At 68.0% G+C, this 20469-nt stretch carries 18 protein-coding genes; 15 read left to right on the top strand and 3 right to left on the bottom strand.

Annotated features, from left to right (window positions below):
• Position 1: 1 nt before the first annotated feature.
• Positions 2 to 1216, bottom strand: coding sequence for an alpha/beta hydrolase (locus VGC47_13435; GenBank protein ID HEX9856310.1), 1215 nt, complete (start codon positions 1214 to 1216; stop codon positions 2 to 4).
• A gap of 157 nt (positions 1217 to 1373) precedes the next feature.
• Here VGC47_13435 and VGC47_13430 point away from each other — a divergent pair, with 157 nt between their 5' ends.
• The 14 genes from VGC47_13430 to mdh all read left to right on the top strand — a co-directional run bounded on the left by VGC47_13430 (position 1374) and on the right by mdh (position 18580).
• Entirely contained in the window at positions 1374 to 2531 is a 1158-nt protein-coding gene (locus VGC47_13430) for a GuaB3 family IMP dehydrogenase-related protein (GenBank protein ID HEX9856309.1), read from the top strand.
• Entirely contained in the window at positions 2531 to 4105 is a 1575-nt protein-coding gene (gene guaA / locus VGC47_13425) for a glutamine-hydrolyzing GMP synthase (protein ID HEX9856308.1), read from the top strand. Before VGC47_13430 ends, guaA begins: the two co-directional genes overlap by 1 nt.
• A gap of 120 nt (positions 4106 to 4225) precedes the next feature.
• Complete coding sequence (locus tag VGC47_13420) at positions 4226 to 6463, top strand: response regulator (GenBank protein ID HEX9856307.1); 2238 nt, start codon at positions 4226 to 4228, stop codon at positions 6461 to 6463.
• 132 nt (positions 6464 to 6595) lie between these two features.
• Positions 6596 to 8779, top strand: a complete 2184-nt coding sequence (pcrA, locus tag VGC47_13415) for a DNA helicase PcrA (protein HEX9856306.1) — start codon at positions 6596 to 6598, stop codon at positions 8777 to 8779.
• A gap of 46 nt (positions 8780 to 8825) precedes the next feature.
• Positions 8826 to 9221 (top strand): cobalamin B12-binding domain-containing protein, encoded by a 396-nt coding sequence (locus VGC47_13410; GenBank protein HEX9856305.1) that lies wholly within the window; start codon positions 8826 to 8828, stop codon positions 9219 to 9221.
• A complete protein-coding gene (gene sucC, locus VGC47_13405; protein HEX9856304.1) occupies positions 9218 to 10450 on the top strand; it encodes an ADP-forming succinate--CoA ligase subunit beta in 1233 nt (410 codons plus the stop codon). Before VGC47_13410 ends, sucC begins: the two co-directional genes overlap by 4 nt.
• Positions 10447 to 11373 (top strand): succinate--CoA ligase subunit alpha, encoded by a 927-nt coding sequence (sucD, locus tag VGC47_13400; protein HEX9856303.1) that lies wholly within the window; start codon positions 10447 to 10449, stop codon positions 11371 to 11373. Before sucC ends, sucD begins: the two co-directional genes overlap by 4 nt.
• Positions 11374 to 11472: 99 nt before the next feature.
• Complete coding sequence (locus VGC47_13395) at positions 11473 to 12303, top strand: DUF6159 family protein (GenBank protein ID HEX9856302.1); 831 nt, start codon at positions 11473 to 11475, stop codon at positions 12301 to 12303.
• Positions 12288 to 13166, top strand: a complete 879-nt coding sequence (locus VGC47_13390; protein HEX9856301.1) for a PHB depolymerase family esterase — start codon at positions 12288 to 12290, stop codon at positions 13164 to 13166. The genes VGC47_13395 and VGC47_13390 overlap by 16 nt, the downstream gene beginning before the upstream one ends.
• A gap of 12 nt (positions 13167 to 13178) precedes the next feature.
• Positions 13179 to 13799, top strand: coding sequence for a phosphoribosylglycinamide formyltransferase (gene purN, locus VGC47_13385; GenBank protein ID HEX9856300.1), 621 nt, complete (start codon positions 13179 to 13181; stop codon positions 13797 to 13799).
• The gene (purH, locus tag VGC47_13380; protein HEX9856299.1) at positions 13784 to 15343 is read left to right on the top strand and encodes a bifunctional phosphoribosylaminoimidazolecarboxamide formyltransferase/IMP cyclohydrolase; all 1560 of its coding nucleotides are present in this window, start codon (positions 13784 to 13786) and stop codon (positions 15341 to 15343) included. Before purN ends, purH begins: the two co-directional genes overlap by 16 nt.
• The gene (folD, locus tag VGC47_13375) at positions 15340 to 16200 is read left to right on the top strand and encodes a bifunctional methylenetetrahydrofolate dehydrogenase/methenyltetrahydrofolate cyclohydrolase FolD (GenBank protein HEX9856298.1); all 861 of its coding nucleotides are present in this window, start codon (positions 15340 to 15342) and stop codon (positions 16198 to 16200) included. Before purH ends, folD begins: the two co-directional genes overlap by 4 nt.
• 110 nt (positions 16201 to 16310) lie before the next feature.
• Complete coding sequence (gene icd, locus VGC47_13370; protein ID HEX9856297.1) at positions 16311 to 17513, top strand: NADP-dependent isocitrate dehydrogenase; 1203 nt, start codon at positions 16311 to 16313, stop codon at positions 17511 to 17513.
• 131 nt (positions 17514 to 17644) lie between these two features.
• A complete protein-coding gene (gene mdh / locus VGC47_13365; protein ID HEX9856296.1) occupies positions 17645 to 18580 on the top strand; it encodes a malate dehydrogenase in 936 nt (311 codons plus the stop codon).
• A gap of 3 nt (positions 18581 to 18583) precedes the next feature.
• On the opposite strand, the gene VGC47_13360 is transcribed toward mdh, so the two are convergent.
• A complete protein-coding gene (locus VGC47_13360) occupies positions 18584 to 19453 on the bottom strand; it encodes a hypothetical protein (protein ID HEX9856295.1) in 870 nt (289 codons plus the stop codon).
• A 213-nt stretch (positions 19454 to 19666) separates the two neighbouring features.
• Between VGC47_13360 and VGC47_13355 the strand changes: the two genes are divergently transcribed.
• Positions 19667 to 19939 carry an HU family DNA-binding protein gene (locus tag VGC47_13355; GenBank protein ID HEX9856294.1) on the top strand — a complete coding sequence of 91 codons (273 nt, stop codon included), beginning with the start codon at positions 19667 to 19669 and terminating at the stop codon, positions 19937 to 19939.
• A gap of 123 nt (positions 19940 to 20062) precedes the next feature.
• On the opposite strand, the gene VGC47_13350 is transcribed toward VGC47_13355, so the two are convergent.
• Positions 20063 to 20449, bottom strand: a complete 387-nt coding sequence (locus VGC47_13350; GenBank protein HEX9856293.1) for an SCP2 sterol-binding domain-containing protein — start codon at positions 20447 to 20449, stop codon at positions 20063 to 20065.
• Between the last annotated feature and the right edge of the window lie 20 nt (positions 20450 to 20469).

Genomic DNA, 20469 nt, shown 5'->3' with positions numbered 1-20469 from the left:
CTCAGCGGGCGTCCACCCGGCCCGACTCGAGCACGTGCGTGAGGAACGCCGTCACGCCTGCAACGGCGTGATGTGCCCTGAGCGATTCGAATACGTCGAAGGCGTGGTTGGCCCCCGGCAGAAGGGCGTAGCCGACGGGCCGGCCGCTGACGGACTCGAGGGCCTCGACGAACTGGGTCGCCTCGCGGGGAGGGACGACCGAATCGGTGTCGCCGTGGACGACGAGAAACGGCGGCGCCGTCTCGTTCACCTGGTCGAGAGGCGAGGCGGCCCTGAACAGCTCCGGCTGCTTCGACTTCGAGGCCTTCATCACGCCGGTCGGGATGACGGGCCACTCGTCGCGGGTGGCGTTTCTGTTGAGGAAGTCGTAGATGCCGTAGAACGGCACGGCGGCCTGAACCGTCGTGTCTGCGCCCTCGAATCCAGGCTGGTACTCGGGTCTTCCCGGCGTGAGGGCAGCCAGGGCGCTCAGATGCCCACCCGCCGACCCGCCCGTGATGGCGATGAAGCCGGGGTCGATCCCATGCTCGTGGCCCTCTGAGCGCATCCACGCCAGCGCCCGCTTCACGGCCACGAGCTGGTCGGGGAACGTCGCTTCGGGGACGAGCGGGTAGTCGATGGCGACGCACACCCATCCGGCCTGCGTGAGGCGGCGAATGAGCGGCCTCGCCTGCTGGCGCCGGTTCCCACCGCGCCATCCGCCGCCGTGGACCTGCAGGAGGGCAGGATGGGAGCCGGCCTCGAAGTCACGCCGGCGATACACATCGAGACACAGGCCCGGGGCGTACTCGACGGCGTCGACGCGTTCGACGTCCTTCGGCAGTCGGTACGGCCACGCCAGCGCCACCGCCCTCCACTCGATCGGCATCGGTGTCGGGGCCTCGACGCCAATCTCGACGAGCGCGGCGGCCATCGCCTGGCGGGTCGCGGCCGCCCGACGCTGGATCGGCACGTACAGCAGCCACGTCGCACCGGTGAGCCACAGCCCCCACTGCCCGGCGCGGTGGTCGAGTGCCGATGCAGCAGCAGCGGCGATGACGACGGCGCCGTGGACCAGGACCCGGGCGGGCACGAGCTCCGCCGTCGTCAGGGCGGGCAACCACCACGGGCGAAGCAGTGGATGGCGGCGCGGATCGAGCGTGCGCACCGCGTTGAGCGCTCCGAGGAATCCGAGCAGGCTGGTGAGGAACAGGATCTGGGCTGCGATGTGGCTCATGGGAGGCAGAACAATGGTGGCACGTGGTCACTGGCTGCGGGGTCATCATCGGCACCATCGCCTTCGTCCACAAGTCGCCTCTCCAAGGTCGATCGAGCGGGCGAGGTCCACTGGTACCCTGGCGTCACGCTGGCGCACAACTGGAAGGGATCGTCCCGTGGAGATCGAGATCGGAATTGCCAAGTCCGGTCGCCGTGCGTGGGGCTTCGACGACATCGCCATCGTCCCGTCGCGGCGCACCCGCGACCCGGATGACGTCGACCTGAGTTGGGAGCTGGACGCCTATCGGTTCGACCTGCCGATGATGGCGTCGGCGATGGACTCGGCGGTCTCTCCGGCGACCGCCATCGAGATCGGCCGGCTCGGGGGGCTGGGTGTGCTCAACCTCGAGGGGCTGTGGACCCGCTACGAAGATCCGCTGCCGGTCTACGCCGAGATCGCCGCGGCGCCTGCCGACGAGGCGACCCGGACGATCCAGAAGGTCTACCAGGAGCCGATCAAGCCGGACCTCATCACGCAGCGCGTCGCCGAGATCAAGGCGGGAGGCGTCGTCGCCGCCGCCAGCCTGACGCCCCAGAACGTCGCCCAGTGGTGTGGCCACGCCACCCAGGGCGGGCTCGACATCCTCGTGATCCAGGGGACGGTCGTGTCGGCGGAGCACGTGTCCTCGCGAACCGAACCGCTCGACCTCTACCGATTCATCGCAGATGCAGACATGCCAGTCATCGTCGGCGGATGCGCCTCGTACGCCGGAGCGCTCCATCTGATGCGAACCGGCGCTGCCGGGGTGCTCGTCGGCGTCGGCCCAGGGGCGGCCTGCACCAGCCGCGGAGTCCTCGGCATCGGGGTACCCCAGGCGACCGCCATCGCGGACGCGGCCGGGGCGCGCATCCGCTACCTCGAGGAGACGGGACGCTACGTCCACGTGATCGCCGACGGAGGGATGCGAACCGGCGGCGACATCGCAAAAGCCATCGCCTGTGGAGCCGACGCCGTGATGCTCGGCTCGCCGATCACGGCGTCCGAGGAGGCGCCGGCCCAGGGCTATCACTGGGGCATGGCGACCTTCCACCCGACGCTGCCACGGGGAACCCGCGTCGAGACCGGCCGGTTGGGGACCCTCGGCGAGATCCTGGTCGGTCCGGCCCACGACAACGACGGGCGGCGCAACCTGTTCGGCGCGTTGCGGGTGTCGATGGCGACGACCGGCTACGCCAACGTCAAGGAGTTCCAGAAGGCCGAGGTGATGATCGCCCCGGCGCTCCAGACCGAAGGGAAGCGGCTGCAACGCAGCCAGGGCGTCGGGATGGGTTGATGCCCGGCGCCGGGAGCACCACCGGGCACGCATCGAGCGCCGATTTCGATCGGGTCCTCGTCGTCGACTTCGGCGCCCAGTACGCCCAACTCATCGCCCGCAGGGTCCGTGAGGCACACGTCTACTCGGAGATCGTGCCCCGCCAGATCACCGCGGCCGAGGTGAAGGCGCGCAAGCCGGCCGCCATCATCCTGTCAGGCGGACCGGTGTCCGTGTACGCCTCCGACGGTTACGAGATCGATCGGGGGATCCTCGAGCTCGGCATCCCGACGCTCGGCATCTGTTACGGCCACCAGGTGCTGGCGCACGCACTCGACGGCAAGGTGGTGCGCAACGACGCCGCCGAGTACGGTCGGACCGCGCTCACCGTATCCGAAGCCGGCGTGCTCTTCGACGACCAGCCATCGGAGCAAGCCGTGTGGATGAGTCATCGTGACGCCGTCGTCGAGCCCCCGCCGGGTTTCGTGGTGACGGCCTCGACGGCCGGCTCACCTGTCGCTGCCATGGAGAGCACCCCGCTCGGGTTGTACGGCGTCCAGTTCCACCCCGAGGTCGCCCACACCCCGTTCGGGATGGACATCCTCAAGCGGTTCCTCTACGACGCGGCCCGAGCACGCCCGACATGGACGCACGTCGGGATCATCGAGCAGGCGGTCGATGCGATCCGCGCCGCGGTCGGCACGGAGACCGTGATCTGTGGGCTCTCGGGTGGCGTCGACTCGTCGGTCGCCGCGGCCCTCGTCCACAAGGCCGTCGGCGACCAGCTCGTCTGTGTCTTCGTCGACCACGGGCTGCTGCGCCACTCAGAGGCGGAGCAGGTCGAGGAGACGTTCCGGCGCCACTTCCGAGTCAACTTGATACACGTCAAGGCCGAGGACCGTTTCCTCGATGCTCTTGAAGGCGTGACCGATCCCGAGCAGAAGCGGATGATCATCGGGGAGACCTTCATCCGCGTCTTCGAGTCCGTGGCGGCATCGGACGTTCCCGACGCCCGGTTCCTCGTCCAGGGAACCCTCTACCCGGACGTCATCGAGTCGGGGACGAAGGATGCCGCCAAGATCAAGAGCCACCACAACGTCGGAGGACTGCCCGAGGACATGCACTTCGACCTCGTCGAGCCGCTCCGCGACCTCTTCAAAGACGAGGTTCGGGCGATCGGCGAGGAGCTCGGCCTCCCCGAAGAGATCGTGTGGCGGCAGCCCTTCCCAGGTCCCGGACTGGCGGTTCGCATCATCGGAGAGGTGACGCGAGAGCGGCTCGACATCTTGCGGGCGGCCGACGCGATCGTTCTCGAAGAGATCAAGCGAGCGGGACTCGGACGCGACCTGTGGCAGTTCTTCGGGGTGCTCCCCGCGGTGCGGAGCGTCGGGGTCCAGGGCGACGGGAGAACCTACGAGTATCCGCTCGTGGTGCGGGCGGTGACCTCCGACGACGCCATGACCGCCGACTGGGCGAGGCTCCCGTATGAGGTGCTCGAGCGGATCTCGAACCGGGTGATAAACGAGGTTTCCGGTATCAACCGGGTGGCGTACGACATATCCTCGAAGCCTCCGGCGACGATCGAGTGGGAATGAGAGAGAGGGCTCCCGCGTGCGGGCGCCATCACGATCGACTCCCTCAAGCTGACTAGCTACTCCACCGATAGACGTTGGAGGCAGCGGCATCTGGCTGCATTTCACGGAGTGAGCAGGCGCGTGACTTGGGCCAACGATCCCGAGCTACAAGAGATGTTCTCGACCGAGATGGTGGAGCGATCTGCCACTCTGGTGGCGGGCGCCCAGGCGATCGTCGCCGACGAGTACAACGCCGACGTGGCAGGGCGGATGTTGCGCGAGGGGCACACGATCAAGGGCACGGCCCGCGTCATGGGGTTCCCGGCACTGTCGGTGGCCGGCCAGCTTCTCGAGCACACATGGCGCCAGCTCAGCCAGGGTGACCTGAAGCCGTCGAAGAAGCTGGGACTGGCGCTCGAAGACGTCGCCGCCTCGCTGCCGGAAGCAGCCAACGCAGATCCCGAGACGGGCACGTCAGGGCTGCGCGACGCCATCGAGCTGCTCGAGGCGGTGCTCGGGGTCGCCTCCGAGGACTCCGTCGTGCGCCGCAGCCGGCCGGCCGAGCCGGCGGTCTCTCCGGAGCCTGCCGAGGCCACCGTCGCCGAGGTCGCCGAGAGCGACGCCCGCATGGATGGCGCCGACGATGCGCCCGCAGCCGGCGAGACGGATGGGCTGCTCACGGCAGGCGACGAACCCGAAGCCGAGCAGGAGCGCCCTCCGCCTGCGGCTGCCCCGCTCGTCACCGCCCCCCGATCCGCCTCATACTCGACTCCCTCGCCCGAGCTCGGCGGGCTGCTGTCCGCAGTGAACGATTGGGCATCCGGCCAGATCGTCACGGTCAACGCAGGCCGCCTCTACCGCATAATCAACGATGCCGCCCACATGCGTCTCGAGCTCGAGGCCGTGATGCAGCAACTGCGCGCCGGGGTGCCCGCCCTCGAGCTGAAGCTCTCGATCTCGGCGCTCGTCGACACGGCGGTGTCGTTGGAGGAGGAGGGGCTCGACCTCGCTTCCGTACCGGTGACCGGGATGACGAACCCGCTCCCGCAGCTCGTGCGCTACCTCGCCAAGAAGCTCGACAAGGAGATTCGCTTCGAGGTCGTCGGAGCGGAGGAGATCTCGGTGGATCGCCACATCCTCGACATGGTGGCCGACCCGGTGCGCCAGCTCGTCGTCAACGCCGTCCGGCACGGCATCGAGCCCCAGGTGGCCCGCAAGAAGGCAGGCAAGCCGGTCACCGGGTCGATCATGCTCACGACGTCGATCAAGGACCGCAGCCTGGAGATCGTCGTCTCGGACGACGGGACCGGCATCGACTGGAACGTCGTGCGGGTCACCGCCAACCAGATGGGCCTGTACGAGGGGGCAACGGTCGACGTCGCCGCGCTCACCAAGGTCCTCTTCCAGCACGGCTTCTCGACCGTCGTCGAGAACGAGCTCGGGGGCGCCGGAGCCGGGTTGGGGGTAGCCGCCGACGCCGTCGAGTCGCTTCTCGGCAGGATCGAGCTGGAATCGCAAGAGGGCTCCGGCACGACGGTGACCATCACTGTCCCGACGTCGCGGGCACTGCAGCGCATCGTCATCGTCGAGGCGGCCGGCACCAAGTGGGGCCTCCCGGAAGGGATGGTTACCGAGATCCTCCCGATCGACGCCGCCGGTGTCGACTCGGTAGACGATCCGCACTCGGTGGAGCGCAACGGCACGACGATCCCCGTCGCCCGGCTGGCAACGTCGGTTGGCATCACCAGCCGGTCCGACGTCGGGTCGCAGCTCGTGATCCTCGCCGGCCGGGCCGGATCAGCCGCGGTCACCGTCGACTCCGTCGCCGGGGTCAGGGACGTCGCCGCCAAGGAGCTCGGTGCCCTACTCAGCGGGCCGTCGCACATCACCGGTGCGGCGCTGCTCGGCGGCGGAGACGTTGTCCTCGTCCTCGATGCCGGCGCCATCGTCGAGCGCGTCATCAACCCGAGCATCGTCGAGGAGCTGCCGGGTGAGGAGGACGACGGACCATGGCGGGTGCTCGTCGTCGACGACTCGCAAGGTGCCCGTGTCGTCGTGTCCGGCGCCCTGGCTTCGACCGGGTTCATCACGACCGTGGCTGCCAGCGCCCTCGAAGCACTCGACATCCTGCACAAGGAACCGCAAGACGCCTTGGTCGTCGACTTCTCCATGCCGCAGGAGGACGGTGTCGAGCTGGTGCAGCGGGTCAGGGCCAACAACCCGAACATCCCGATCATCATGCTGTCCGGCGTGGCGACGCCGGAGGATCAGGAGCGGGCCACCGCAGCCGGCGTCGACGTGTTCTTCGACAAGGCCCACTTCAGGGAGGGTGCGCTCGGCGACACGCTGCGGCACCTCCTCAGGCAGCGCAAGCCGTAGCGCCGGCGAGCGCTACCCGTCGGCATCGTCCGCGGCGAGACTCCGTTCGCAGCCCGCGGTGACGGGTGCACCCAGCGGGGAATCTCACTCTTGTAGTTCAGGGCCGGCCCGCCCGTATACTTCTGGCTTCGAATGATCGACTCCCCCCTGCTCGAGGACCTCAACCCGTCACAGCGCGAGGCCGTGGCAGCCGTCGACGGCCCGGTCCTCGTCGTCGCCGGGGCGGGTTCCGGCAAGACGAGGGTGCTCACCCGCCGCGTCGGCCACCTGATCCGCGATCACGACGTATCGCCCTTCGCCATCCTGGCGATCACGTTCACGAACAAGGCGGCTGCCGAGATGAAGGAGCGCGTCGGCGCCCTCGTTGGACCCGTCGCCCGCGACATGTGGGTGTCGACATTCCACAGCGCCTGCGGCCGGATCCTGCGCAGGGAAGCCCCTCGGCTCGGCTACCGCTCGTCGTTCTCCATCTACGACGAAGCCGACTCGTTGCGGCTCGTGACGCTGTGCGTTCGTGACCTCGACCTCGACTCGAAGCGTTTCCCACCGCGCAACATCCGAGCCGCTATCTCGAGCGCCAAGAACGAGTTGATCGACTTCGAGACGTTCGCCGGCACCGGTAACGGCTTCTACCACGAGAAGATCGCAGACGTGTACCGGCTCTATCAGCAGCGCCTCGTCGAAGCGTCCGCCGTCGACTTCGACGACATCATCATGCTCACGGTCGAGCTCTTCCAGGCGTTCCCCGACGTCCTCGAGCACTACCAGCAGCGCTTTCGGTACGTCCTCGTCGACGAGTACCAGGACACGAACCACGCCCAGTACATGCTCGTGAAGCTGCTGACGGCTTCGCACGGCAATCTGTGCGTCGTCGGAGACAGCGACCAGAGCATCTACCGGTGGCGGGGCGCCGACCTGCGCAACATCATGGAGTTCGAGAAGGACTTCCCAGACGCCAGGATCATCCTCCTCGAGCAGAACTACCGCTCGACGCAGACCATCCTCGACGCGGCGAACGCGGTGATCCTGAACAACATGAACCGCAAGCCGAAGAGGCTGTGGACGGTCACGAGCGGAGGCGAGCCGATCGTCACCTTCGAGGCGCAGGACGAGCACGACGAGGCCGGATTCGTCGCCGAGCAGATCGCAGACCTCGAGAAACGAGGACGGCCGCTCAGCGACGTGGCCGTGTTCTACAGGACGAACGCACAGAGCCGCGTCATCGAGGAGCTCTTCGTCAAGTTCGGCCTGCCGTACCAGGTGATCGGCGGCCTCAAGTACTACGACAGGCGCGAGGTCAAAGACGTGCTCGGCTACCTGCGGGCGATCGTCAACCCCGCCGACACGGTCTCCATGAAGAGGGTCATCAACACGCCGAAGCGGGCAATCGGGGACACGAGCGTCGGCCACGTCGACCGCTACGCCGAGGCACACCGGATCGGGTTCTGGGAGGCGCTCCAGCGAGCGGACGACAACGACCGCCTGTCGGCGAGGGCGCAGCGATCGATCGCCGACTTCGTCGGGCTCATGCACCACCTGCGCGAGGTCGCCGAGACGGGTCCTCGCAGCGCTCTCGAGGCGATCCTCGACATGAGCGGCTACATGGACATGGTGCGCTCGGAGCGGTCCATCGAGGCGCTGGGGAGGGAGGAGAACCTCAAGGAGCTCGTCTCCGCCGCCGCCGACTTCGAGGAGAGCGGGCCGCTCGCCGTCGGCGTCGCCGACTGGGCAGAGGCCGACGGGCTGCGCCGCGCCGAGATGTTCCTCGAGTCGATCAGCCTCGTCACGGACGTCGACCACCTCGACGACTCCGAATCGGTGACGCTCATGACGCTCCACAATGCCAAGGGACTCGAGTTCCCGGTTGTCTTCATCACCGGACTGGAAGACGGGGTGTTCCCCCACATGCGCTCGCTCGGCGAGCCGGCCGAGCTCGAGGAGGAACGCAGGCTGTGCTACGTCGGGATCACGAGGGCCATGGATCGCCTCTTCCTGACGAGGGCGTGGAGCCGCAACCTGTGGGGCGGCACGAACTACAACCCGGAGAGCCGCTTCTTGCGTGAGATCCCGGGGAGCCTCACGGTGAAAGCGAAGCGCGAGAAGCGCAACCCGGCCATCGAGCGATCGTCCGGTCCGACGAAGACGCTTGCCGGCACGGACATCACGGCCGGGGACAGGGTGCAGCACGCCCACTGGGGCAACGGCGTCGTCCAGCAGGTCGTCGGCGCCGGCGACAGCGCCGAGGCGTACATCCGATTCGATCACGAGGGGGTCAAGCGCCTCCTCTTGGCGTGGGCACCACTAGAGCGGGTGTGAACGGCGCCCCGAGGCGCACTGCGGCCCCCCGCTAACCTTCCGGCTCATGCCCCCTCGCGTGCTCATCGCCAAGCCGGGCCTCGATGGCCACGACCGTGGCGCCAAGGTGGTCGCCAGAGCGCTGCGCGACGCCGGCTGTGAGGTGATCTACTCGGGCCTCCACCAGACACCGGAGCAGATCGTCGAGACGGCGATCCAAGAGGACGTCGACGGTGTCGGGCTCTCCGTCCTGTCCGGCGCCCACATGACGCTCTTCCCGAGAGTCGTGGATCTCCTCGACGAACGAGGGGCAGGCGACGTCGTCGTGTTCGGCGGCGGGATCATCCCGGAGGAGGACATCCCGAAGCTGAAGGAGAAGGGCATGTCGGAGATCTTCACGCCCGGAACGCCGCTCTCGGAGATCTCGGAGTGGGTTCACGCCAACCTTCGGAGGGAAGGTTGAAGATCCACGAGTACCAAGCGAAGCAGCTGATGGCGGCTCGTGGTATCCCGGTTCCGCTCGGGGCGGTGGCCGCGTCGGTGGCAGAGGCGGTCGCAGCGGTGCGCCCGCTCGTCGAGGAGACGGGCAACCCTGTCGTCGTCGTGAAGTCACAGATCCACGCCGGGGGGCGCGGCAAAGGGCGCTTCAAAGAGCATCCGGACCTGGGCGGGGTGAACGTGGTCACGGCCGGCGCCGAGGGTGGCCTCGAGGCTGCCGAGCGCGCCGTCGAGTCGTTGGCGTCCAGGATGCTCGGCTCGACGCTCGTCACCGTCCAGACGGGCCACGACGGCAAGCAGGTGAACCGGCTCTACGTCGAACAGGGCGTCGATATCGACAGGGAGCTCTACGTATCGGTGCTCCTCGACCGGGCAGCCGGCCGGAACGTCGTGATGGCGTCGACCGAGGGAGGCACCGAGATCGAGGAGGTGGCTGCGCATTCGCCGGAGAAGATCCTGAGGGTCGAGGTCGATCCGGCGTTCGGGCTTCTCACGTTCCAGGCGGCCAGGCTGGCGAGCGGCCTCGGCCTGGAAGGCGACACCCACCGCAACGGAGTGCGCTTCCTCATGGCTCTCGCCGAAGCCGCAGTCGACCTGGACACCGACCTCGTCGAGATCAACCCGCTCGTCGTGACGACGGCAGGAGACGTGTTGGCTCTCGACGGCAAGATGAGCTTCGAGAACAACGCCCTCTACCGGCACCCGGACGTCGTCGAGATGAGGGACGTCGGCGAGGAAGACCCGGCGGAGCTGGCGGCGTCCGAGCACGACCTCAGCTTCATCAAGCTCGACGGCACGATCGGGTGCATGGTGAACGGGGCGGGCCTCGCCATGGCAACGATGGACATCATCAAGTACTTCGGGGGCGAGCCGGCGAACTTCCTCGACGTCGGAGGAGGGGCGACCGCCGAGAAGATCACCGAGGCGTTCAAGATCATCACCGCCGACCCGGGGGTCGAGGGCATCTTCGTGAACATATTCGGCGGGATCATGCGCTGTGACACGATCGCCAGCGGCGTCGTCGAAGCGGTCGAAGAGGTCGGGCTGCAAGTCCCGCTCGTCGTCAGGCTCGAAGGCACCAACGTCGACCTCGGCAAGCAGATCCTCGACCAGTCCGGCTTCAACGTCGTCAGCGCCGACGACATGAAGGACGGAGCGCAGAAGATCGTCGAGCTCGTCGGAACAGCCGGATGAGCGTCCTCATCGACGCGGAGACGAAGGTGCTCGTCCAGGGGATGGGCAAGACCGGGCGCTTCCACACCGACAAGGCGATCGCCTACGGCACGAGGATGGTCGGGGCGGTCCACCCCAGCCGAGCAGGTGAGACCGAGGTGTTCGAGGGGGAGACCGACCACTCGGGCGTGCCGGGACGAGAAGACGCCTACCGCGTCGACGTACCCATCTTCGGGTCGGTCGCAGAGGCGGTCGACGCCACTGGGGCGACTGCCTCGGTCGTCTACGTGCCTCCGCCGTTCGCCGCCGACGCCATCATGGAGGCGGCCGACTCCGGAGTCGACCTCATCATTGCGATCACCGAGGGGATCCCGGTGGCCGACATGGTGATGGCGAAGCGCTTCCTCCAGGACAGAGCGAGCAGGCTCGTCGGGCCCAACTGTCCCGGGGTCATCACCCCGGGCGAGTGCAGGATCGGGATCATGCCCGGCTACATCCACCAGCCCGGCAGGGTCGGGGTCGTGAGCCGCTCGGGGACCCTCACGTACGAAGCGGTCTTCCAGCTCACGAACGTCGGGCTCGGCCAGACCACCGCCATCGGCATCGGTGGAGACCCGGTGAACGGCACGGACTTCGTCGACTGCCTCCGTCTCTTCAACGACGATCCCGCCACCGAGGGGGTCATCATGATCGGCGAGATCGGCGGCACGGCCGAGGAGGAGGGCGCCGACTGGATCAAGGCGAACATGACGAAGCCGGTCGCCGGGTTCATCGCAGGCACCAGCGCCCCTCCGGGAAAGCGCATGGGCCACGCCGGCGCCATCATCTCGGGGGGGAGGGGGACCGCCGCCGCCAAGATCGAGGCCCTCACGGACGCCGGAGTCGTCATCGCCCCGACCCCGACCGACATGGGCCGGGCGATGCTCGACGCCATGGGCGGCTGACCCCGGACCGTTCCGGCGTCCCCCTGTCGCATGTACGCGACGGTGGGACGCAAGAACGGTTCCGACCCGCCCGCGGGGCGTCGCGTTTACGATGTCCGCATGAATCGCATCAGCGCAACCATCGAGATCGCCAAATCCTCGCTACGGGTCCTCAAGGCGGACAAGGAGCTCGTCGTGCTTCCGCTCCTGTCCGGCCTGGCGAGCATCACCATCGTCGCGACGTTCTTCGTCCCCCTGCGGACGCTCGCCATCGCCGACTCCGCCGACTCGGTGAGCACGGGCGGCTACGTCATGTTGTTCTTGCTGTACGTCGTGCTCTCGTACATCACGATCTTCTTCAACGCCGCCCTCGTCTGCGCGACCCACGAGCGGCTCAACGGAGGCGACCCGACGGTTGGCAGCGCCCTGCGGGGTGCCGCATCCAAAGCCGGGAAGATCCTGCCGTGGGCGCTCGTCTCGGCGACGGTGTCGCTGATCCTCAGAGCGATCGAGGAGCGCTCCGGGGTCGTCGGTCGGATCGTCATCGGCTTCATCGGGATGGCGTGGAGCGTCGTCACGTTCCTGGTGCTCCCGATCATCGTGATCGAAGGCATCGGGGTCGGGGACGCCGTCAAGCGCTCGACCAACCTCTTCCGGCGCACCTGGGGAGAGAATCTCGCGGCCCAGGTCGGATTCGGGCTTCTCGGGTTCGCCGCCATGATCCCCGGGTTGCTGCTCTTCGGGCTCGGCGCCTCCTCGGGATCGATCGCGTTGCTCGTGCTCGGCATCGTGTGGGCCGTGGCCGTCAGCCTCGTGCTCGCCACGTTGAGCGGCATCTTCCAGACGGCGCTCTACCACTACGCCGCCGACGGGTCGGTGCCGGGCGGTTTCTACGCCCCGCAGGTGTTCTCGGCCGCCTTCGCCCCCCGCGGCGGGTGGCGAGGCAACTGACGAGGCTGGTCGCCTTCGTCGCTCTGGCGGCCTCGAGCCTGGCGGCGTGCGCCTCGGATCGGACGGCGGGCGTCGAGCCGGGCACGTACACCTGGACCCTCGAGCACGACGGTACGACCCGCCCCTATCTCGTCCACGTGCCCGACCCAGGTTCAGAGCCGATGGCGCTCGTCGTCGACCTGCACGGCCTGGCATCGTCGCCCGAGTCGCAGGACGCCCTCACGGGTATGTCGGCCCTCGGCGCCGAAGAGGGATTCGTCGTCGTGCAACCGGCGGCACTCGGCGGCATCCCCGTGTGGGACTCGTCTCCCGGTGACCAAGCGACCGTCGACGACGTCGGATTCGTACGAGCCCTCGTCGCCGCCGTCGCCGAGCGGGTGCCGGTCGACGAGAGATCTGTGTACGTGACCGGGTTCTCGAACGGCGGGGGGTTGGCGCATCGGCTCGCCTGCGACGCCGCCGACCTGGTCGCCGCCATCGGCACGGTCGCCGGCGCCTTCTTCTTCTCGGTGCCGTGCTCTCCGAGTCGTTCCGTCTCGGTGATCGCCTTCCAGGGCACGGAGGACGCGACGGTTCCGATCGACGGGATCGGAGGGCTGCTTCCCCCGGTGCATCAATGGGCTGAGGACTGGGCAGGCCGCGACGATTGCACGGGCGAGGTCGTCGAGGCGGTGGCGGGCGACGTCACCACGCTGTCGTGGGGCGAATGCGCCGGCGACGCCTCGGTCGTGCTGCACCTGGTCGACGGCGGCGGCCACGGCTGGCCGGGGACCAGGGATGGTGAGCGAGCCCCTCGGTCCACCTCGTCGATCGACGCCACCAGGTCGATTTGGGACTTCTTCACCCGGCATCCCCGCCGATAGGCTGCCGGACGCATGACAGCACCTCGCAAGCCGATCGCCGTTCTCGTGTCCGGGTCGGGTACCAACCTGCAGGCGCTCCTCGACTGGTCGCACGATCCGACGTCTGCGTTCCGAGTCGCGGTCGTCGTCTCGGACCGCCCGAAGGTCGGTGCCCTCGGCCGGGCCTCGGCGGCAGGCGTCCCTGCCGTCGTGGTCGACTGGCGTGACCAGCCGAACAGGGAGGCGTTCACCAAGGCGGTCTGCGACGTCGTCGACGAACACGGCGCATCGGCTCTCGTGCTGGCCGGGTTCATGCGGGTGCTGGCCCCCGAGGCGATGGCCCGGTTCCCGGCGGCGGTCATCAACATCCATCCCAGCCTGCTGCCGTCCTTCCCGGGTGCCGATGCCGTCGGGGACGCACTGGCGCACGGTGTCAAGGTGACGGGCGTCACGGTGCACTTCGCCGAGGAGCAGGTCGACCACGGACCGATCATCGCCCAGGAAGCCGTGCCGGTTCTCGAAGACGACACCCGGGCGACGCTCCAGGCGAGGATCCAGCACGTGGAGCATCGGGTCTATCCACAGGTCGTCCAGGCGTTCGCGGCAGACAGGCTGGCGATCGAGGGTCGCTCCGTCGTATGGGAGACGGCGTGACGAGTCGCCGTCCGGTGCGCCGGGCGCTCGTCTCGGTTTGGGACAAGCACGGCCTGGAAGCCTTGGCGTCGAGCCTCGTCGCCGCCGGAGTCGTGCTCGTGGCGTCTGGCGGAACGGCTGAAGCGCTCGAGTCGTGGGGCCTGCCGGTGACCAAGGTGTCGGACGTGACCGGTGCGCCGGAGATCCTCGGCGGCAGGGTGAAGACGCTCCATCCGAAGATCCATGGCGGCATCCTCGCCAAGCGCGACGATCCAGCGCACGTCGCCGACCTCGAAGCCGCCGAGATCGTCCCGATCGACCTCGTGGTGTGCAATCTCTACCCCTTCGAGGTCACGGTCTCTCGACCGGACGTCACCCGCGCCGAGGCGATCGAGCAGATCGACATCGGAGGGCCCGCCATGATCCGGGCCGCCGCCAAGAACCACGAGTACGTCGGGGTCGTCACCGACCAGACCCAGTACGAGCAGGTCGCAGCCGAGGTGGCTGGTGGCGGGCTCACCAGCGAGACCAGGGCGTCGCTCGCCAGGGCCGCCTTCAGTCGAACGTCGGCCTATGACGCAGCGATCGTGCAGTGGCTCTCGAGAGGCGAGGTGCTCCCGGAGTCGCTGGTGCTGCCAATGGAGCGGTACGCCACCCTCCGGTACGGCGAGAATCCTCACCAGAGGGCGGCGATCTACCGAACGAGGGGAGGCGACTCGTGGTGGACGCTCGTTCGCCAGGTGCAGGGCAAGGAGATGTCGTTCAACAACTACGCAGACACCGAGGCGGCGTGGGCGCTCGTCAACGCCCTCGGCGAGCCGGCTTGCGTCATCGTCAAGCACACCAACCCGTGCGGCGTGGCGGTGGCGGGCACGCTCGATGAGGCGGTCGAGAAAGCGTGGCAGTGTGACCCGGTCTCGGCGTTCGGCGGTGTGGTCGCCGTCAACCGCCCGCTCGACGGCACTGCCGCCCAGGCACTCGCCGGGAGGTTCGTCGAGGTCGTGATCGCACCGGCCGCCGACGCCTCGGCGCTCGACGCCATGGCAGGCAAGGAGAGCCTCCGCCTCCTCGAGGCTCCTCTGCCGTCGCCCGGTGAGTACGAGGTGAGGCACGTCGAGCGCGGCCTGCTCATCCAGGAGCGCGACGACGTCGGCTTGGAGCTCGCAGGCCGGCTTCCCGAGACTTGGGAGGTGGTCACCACGAGAACGCCGTCCCCCGGAGAGGTGGCCGACCTGACGCTTGCGTGGATCGTTGCCGCCCACACCAAGTCGAACGCCATCGTCATCGCATCGGGCGGATCGGCTGTCGGCATCGGAGCCGGCGACCAGAGCCGGGTCGGCGCCGCCGAGCGGGCGCTGTCACGTGCCGGCGACCGTGCCGACGGTGCCGTGGCGGCGAGCGACGCCTTCCTCCCGTTCCGGGACGGGCTCGATCGACTCGCCGAGGCGGGCGTGACCGCCCTGGCGCAGCCCGGTGGGTCGCGCCGCGACGCCGAGGTCATCGCGGCTGCAGACGAGCATGCGATGGCGATGGTGTTCACGCACAGGAGGCATTTCAGGCATTGAGCGCACGCATTCTGTCCGGCAAGGAGGTGGCCCTCGCCGTGCGCGCCGACATCGCCGACCGGGTGTCAGCTCTGGGGTCGCGCGGGAAGTCGGTCGGGCTGGCGACCGTCATGGTCGGTGATGATCCCGCCTCGGCGGTCTACGTGCGCAACAAGCACCGGGCAGCAGAGGCCGCCGGGATGCTCTCGTTCGACCACCACCTGCCCCCGACCGCTTCACAGGATGAGGTCGAGGAGCTCATACGCCACCTGAACGCCGACGAGGCCGTCGACGGGATGATCGTTCAGCTCCCGCTGCCTCCCGGGCTCGACGGCAACCGCGCCGTGGAGACCCTCGCCCCATCGAAGGACGCCGACGGGCTGCACCCGTACAACCTCGGCATGCTCCTCCTCGATCGGCCGGGCCCGCTCCCCGCCACTCCCCGCGGCGTGATGCGGATCCTGGAGCACTACGAGATCCCGACGAGCGGCAAGCTCGCCGTCGTCGTCGGCAGATCGTTCCTGGTCGGCAGGCCCCTCGCTCTCCTCCTCGGCGCCAAGGGGGCAGATGCCACGGTCGTCCAGGCGCATTCCAGGACACCCGAGCTCGCCACACTCACGAAGATGGCCGACATCCTGGTGGTCGCCATTGGACGACCGCGTTTCCTCGGCGCAGATCACATCAAGCCGGGGGCCACCGTCGTCGACGTCGGCGTCAACCGAACCAGCGAGGGCCTCGTCGGAGACTGCGCATACGACGAGGTCGCCGAAGTCGCCGGGGCGATCACACCCGTGCCAGGAGGTGTCGGGCCGATGACGATCGCGTCGCTCCTCGCCAACACCGTCGCCGCCGCAGAGCGAACGGCAGGCGCCGGATGAGGGAGGCCGCCTGATGTCGGCCTCGCCCGGAAGCCGCGACGGTACGCTCAGCGCCGCTACACCTGACAGTTGAGCGCCACGCCGCCAGGAGGCGCCGAGGAGGTACATAGATGGCGACGCCGATCACGATGGGGCCGGACGGGCTCGTGGTACCCGACGATCCGATCGTCCCGTTCATCGAGGGCGACGGCATCGGCCCCGACATCTGGCGCGCCTCGAAAGCGGTGCTCGACGCTGCCGTTGCGAAGGCATACGGCGGGAGGCGATCCATCGCCTGGATGGAGGTCCTCGCCGGCCAAAAGGCCTTCGATGCGACCGGTGAATGGCTGCCGGACGCAACCCTCGAAGCCTTCAGCACCTACCTCGTCGGCATCAAGGGCCCGCTGACCACGCCGGTCGGCGGAGGCATCCGCAGCCTCAACGTGGCGCTGCGCCAGGTACTCGACCTCTACGTCACGTTTCGCCCAGTCCGTTGGTACAAGGGCGTGCCCTCGCCGGTGAAGCACCCCGAGCTGGTGGACATGGTGATCTTCCGTGAAGCGACCGAGGACGTGTACGCAGGCAAGGAGCTCGAAGCCGGCTCGGCGGGCGCTCTGCAGCTCCTCGACTTCCTGAAGGTGCAGTACGACTGGGACTTCAAGCGCGACTCGGGTCTCGGGATCAAGCCGCTGTCCGAGAGCGGCTCCAAACGGCTCATCCGTGCCGCCATCGAGTACGCCGTCGAGCACGGCCGCAAGTCTGTGACGCTCGTCCACAAGGGCAACATCATGAAGTTCACCGAGGGCGCCTTCCGAAACTGGGGCTACGAGCTGACCCGCGACGAGTTCTCGGAGGTGGCCGTCTCGTGGGACGATTGCCAGGGCGAGCCGGGGGACAAGGTCCTCGTCAAGGACGTCATCGCAGACGCCTTCCTCCAGCAGATCCTCACCAGGCCGGCCGAGTACGATGTTATCGCCACGATGAACCTCAACGGCGACTACATCTCGGATGCGCTCGCCGCCCAGGTCGGCGGCATCGGGATCGCCCCCGGCGGCAACATCAACTACGTCACGGGCCACGCCATATTCGAGGCGACCCACGGCACGGCCCCGAAGTACTCCGGACTCGACAAGGTCAATCCGGGATCGCTGACGTTGTCCGGCGAGATCATGCTGCGCTACATGGGCTGGACCGAGGCAGCCGACCTGGTCGTCAGGGGCGTGGAGGGCGCAATCTCCGACCGCATCGTCACCTACGACTTCGCCCGGCTGATGGACGACGCCACCGAGGTGAAGACGAGCGAGTTCGGCCGGGCAGTCGTCGATCACATGTGAACCCGGGCACAGGTGAAGCCGGGTCAGCCTCCAGCGCCGCCTCGGTCGACGCGGGGATCTCCAGATCCGGGATTGGTCGGCGCCGATTAGCCTCCGATCGCGGACGTGAGCGATCCCAGGAGACATGGCAGATGACCAAGGTGACCGTCGTCGGGGCCGGCAAGTACGGGTCGACGACCGTGCAGCGACTCGCCGAGGCGGACGTCGCCGACGAAATCGTGATGACCGACATCGTCGAGGGTCTGCCGCAGGGCCTGGCGCTCGACATGAACCAGTCCCGCCCGGTCGTCGGGTACCGCACCCTCGTCACGGGAACGAACGACTACGCCGACACCGAGGGCAGCGACGTCGTCGTCATCACCGCCGGGCTGCCGCGCAAGCCCGGCATGAGCCGGATGGACCTCCTCGAGGTGAACGCCAAGATCGTCAAGGGGGTCACCGAAGCGATCGTCCCCGGATCACCCGAAGCGGTGATCATCGTCGTCACGAACCCGCTCGATCAGATGACGACGCTGACCGCCGAGGTGAGCGGGTTTCCGAAGGAGCGGGTCATCGGCCAGGCAGGCATGCTCGACAGCGCCCGCTTCATGCACTTCATCGCCGAGGCCACCGGCGCCGACATCCTCGACGTCAAGGCAGTCACCCTCGGCAGCCATGGGCCGACGATGGTCCCGGTGCCGTCGCTCTGCAGCGTCGCAGGCAAGCCGCTGACCGACGTCCTGGACCAGGAGACGATCGCCGGCCTCGTGCAGCGAACGCGCGACGGGGGAGCCGAGATCGTCGGTTTGCTGAAGACGGCCAGCGCCTACTTCGCCCCGTCGGCCGCCGCGGCGGCGATGGTCGAGGCCGTCCTCCGCGACTCCGGTGCCGAGATGCCGGTGTGCGCTTGGGTGACGGGCCAGTACGGCATCTCCGACGTGTACTTGGGCGTCATGGCACGGATCGGTGCGGGTGGCGTCACACAGGTCGTGGAGGTCGACCTCACCGAAGCCGAGAAGGCAGCCCTGGCAGAGGCCGCCGAAGCCGTCAAGGCCGTCGTGGCAGACCTGGACGACCTCGAGATCTGAAGCTCAGCTCGTGGAGCTCTCGAGGGCCGCCTCGATCTCAGCGGCACTCTTGAGAGCGGCCTCCCGCTGTCGCCTGGCGCGCTGAGCCGCCATCACGCGATCCCGCCTCTTTGCCCACATCGCCACCGCGCCGGCGAAGACGAGAGCCGCACCGATGTTGGCGAGGAAGTATCCCCACGTCACCTGGGTGTCCCGGTACTCGGCGGCGACGTCCTGGGCTCGGACGAGAGTCGACCGCAGCGCGCCGGCAGAGACTGCGATCGAGAGCCAAGCGAGGACCGATGCGATCACGAGCATGCGCGAGGCGGCCAACTCCCTCGGCTCGACTCCCGTGCTCCATGCCGCCGCCACCGCCATCACGAGGAGCATCACCAGGAAGAGCGGCATCTCGATGTCCTCGCCTCCCGCCACTGTTGCGAGGACGCCGATGACGACCAAGGAAACGGCGAACATGACCAGCCGGATCGCAGGCACCTTGATCTTGGCGATGACGCTCTCGGGGACGAGCCGGGTGATGACCGAGGCGAGCACCGCGGCCGCCAACCACGTCGTCACCGCGTTGAGCGGGATGGTCGCAGGCTCCCTGCCGAAGACGGCGGCGGCGGCGACGGCCGCTCCCGCGATGAGGCCGGCGACGATGGCGCTCGTCTTCGCCTTCTGAGCTCGGGGCGCCATCACCAGCAGCACGCTCCCGAGAAGCAGCGCCCCGGTCACTGCGTAGACGGCGCCGTGGACCGTCTCATAGCCCCTGATCGACCATGGGCTCACGAGGAAGCGGTAGGCCGGCTCCATGCGAGCCACCTCCCAGGCGACCGATTGGATCGTCACGAGGGAGCCGACGACGGCCATCGTCTCGAAGATGCGTTTCCTCAACGTGCCTCCTCGGCGACATGCTACCTGGTGAGCTTCGGCGGGTCCCGCCGAGTCGTTCGAACCGCGCCGACCAACGCTGCCTGGGGGTCGGTTGGCGGGCCCTCCGAGGGCCGGTACACATTCCGCGTCTCAAAGCCTTGACGCTCAACGGTTTTCGGGTATGGTTACATCGCTGTAATTCACTTCAGGCAGCAACCAAGGAGGGTTCGCAAAGTGAACAAGGGCGAATTGATCGACAAGGTGGCAGCTGCCACCGACGAGTCGAAGAGCACGGTCGGCGACGTCATCGACGCGACGCTCGACGCGATCACCGGTGCGCTCAAGGTGGGCGACAAGGTCACCTTCACCGGGTTCGGGACGTTCGAGCGGCGCTATCGGAAGGCTCGCGTCGGCCGGAACCCGCAGACCGGGGCCGAGGTACCGATCCCGGCGGCAAATGTGCCGGCCTTCAAGGCGGGCAAAGGCCTCAAGGAGTCCGTCAGGTAGTCAGCCGAATGCACGAGCCCCGCACGCCCTCTCGTGGGCTGCGGGGCTTTCGCATGTCCGCAACATCAACTCTCCAGCACCCTGACCAGGCATTTCGGCACGTGAGAGGGCCGGGAGCCGCCGTCAGTACTCGACGTCGATGCTGCCGAGGGCCCGGGCGAACTCGTTGATGAGCGTCTGGTTCAAGAGCAGCACGGCCATGTTTCCTGCGACCTTGATCTTGCCCGTCATGAACGCCATCTGGGTGTTCAGATCACCCTTGGACAGTGAGACGGCAGTGTCGTAACCCGACGTGATCGTGACGTCCGGCTGGGCGTGGGGCCCGGGGACGAGGCCGGTCGCCCCTCCCGTGGTGTCGAGGTGGTACGTCACTTCGCCGTCTGGTCCTCCCGTGACCATGAACTGGACCGTCAAGTCGACGCCGCCGGCCGCCTCCATGAAGTCGGCATGGCCGTGCAGCGCGTCCGTCCCAGCTGCGATGTACTCGTCGGACAGGAACTTGACGCTCATCGAGATCCTTTCGAGGTGAA

This window comes from Acidimicrobiia bacterium, assembly GCA_036396535.1.
Classification (GTDB): domain Bacteria; phylum Actinomycetota; class Acidimicrobiia; order Spongiisociales; family UBA5794; genus DASWKR01.
This window is presented reverse-complemented; position numbering and strand designations above follow the sequence as displayed.

What these genes read in the sequence shown, in the direction of transcription:
- VGC47_13435 (HEX9856310.1), bottom strand. Translation starts at nt 1,216, where the DNA reads ATGAGCCACATCGCAGCCCAGATCCTGTTCCTCACCAGCCTGCTCGGA.
- guaA (HEX9856308.1), top strand. Translation starts at nt 2,531, where the DNA reads ATGCCCGGCGCCGGGAGCACCACCGGGCACGCATCGAGCGCCGATTTC.
- pcrA (HEX9856306.1), top strand. Translation starts at nt 6,596, where the DNA reads ATGATCGACTCCCCCCTGCTCGAGGACCTCAACCCGTCACAGCGCGAG.
- VGC47_13410 (HEX9856305.1), top strand. Translation starts at nt 8,826, where the DNA reads ATGCCCCCTCGCGTGCTCATCGCCAAGCCGGGCCTCGATGGCCACGAC.
- sucD (HEX9856303.1), top strand. Translation starts at nt 10,447, where the DNA reads ATGAGCGTCCTCATCGACGCGGAGACGAAGGTGCTCGTCCAGGGGATG.
- VGC47_13395 (HEX9856302.1), top strand. Translation starts at nt 11,473, where the DNA reads ATGAATCGCATCAGCGCAACCATCGAGATCGCCAAATCCTCGCTACGG.
- purN (HEX9856300.1), top strand. Translation starts at nt 13,179, where the DNA reads ATGACAGCACCTCGCAAGCCGATCGCCGTTCTCGTGTCCGGGTCGGGT.
- purH (HEX9856299.1), top strand. Translation starts at nt 13,784, where the DNA reads ATGGGAGACGGCGTGACGAGTCGCCGTCCGGTGCGCCGGGCGCTCGTC.
- icd (HEX9856297.1), top strand. Translation starts at nt 16,311, where the DNA reads ATGGCGACGCCGATCACGATGGGGCCGGACGGGCTCGTGGTACCCGAC.
- mdh (HEX9856296.1), top strand. Translation starts at nt 17,645, where the DNA reads ATGACCAAGGTGACCGTCGTCGGGGCCGGCAAGTACGGGTCGACGACC.
- VGC47_13350 (HEX9856293.1), bottom strand. Translation starts at nt 20,449, where the DNA reads ATGAGCGTCAAGTTCCTGTCCGACGAGTACATCGCAGCTGGGACGGAC.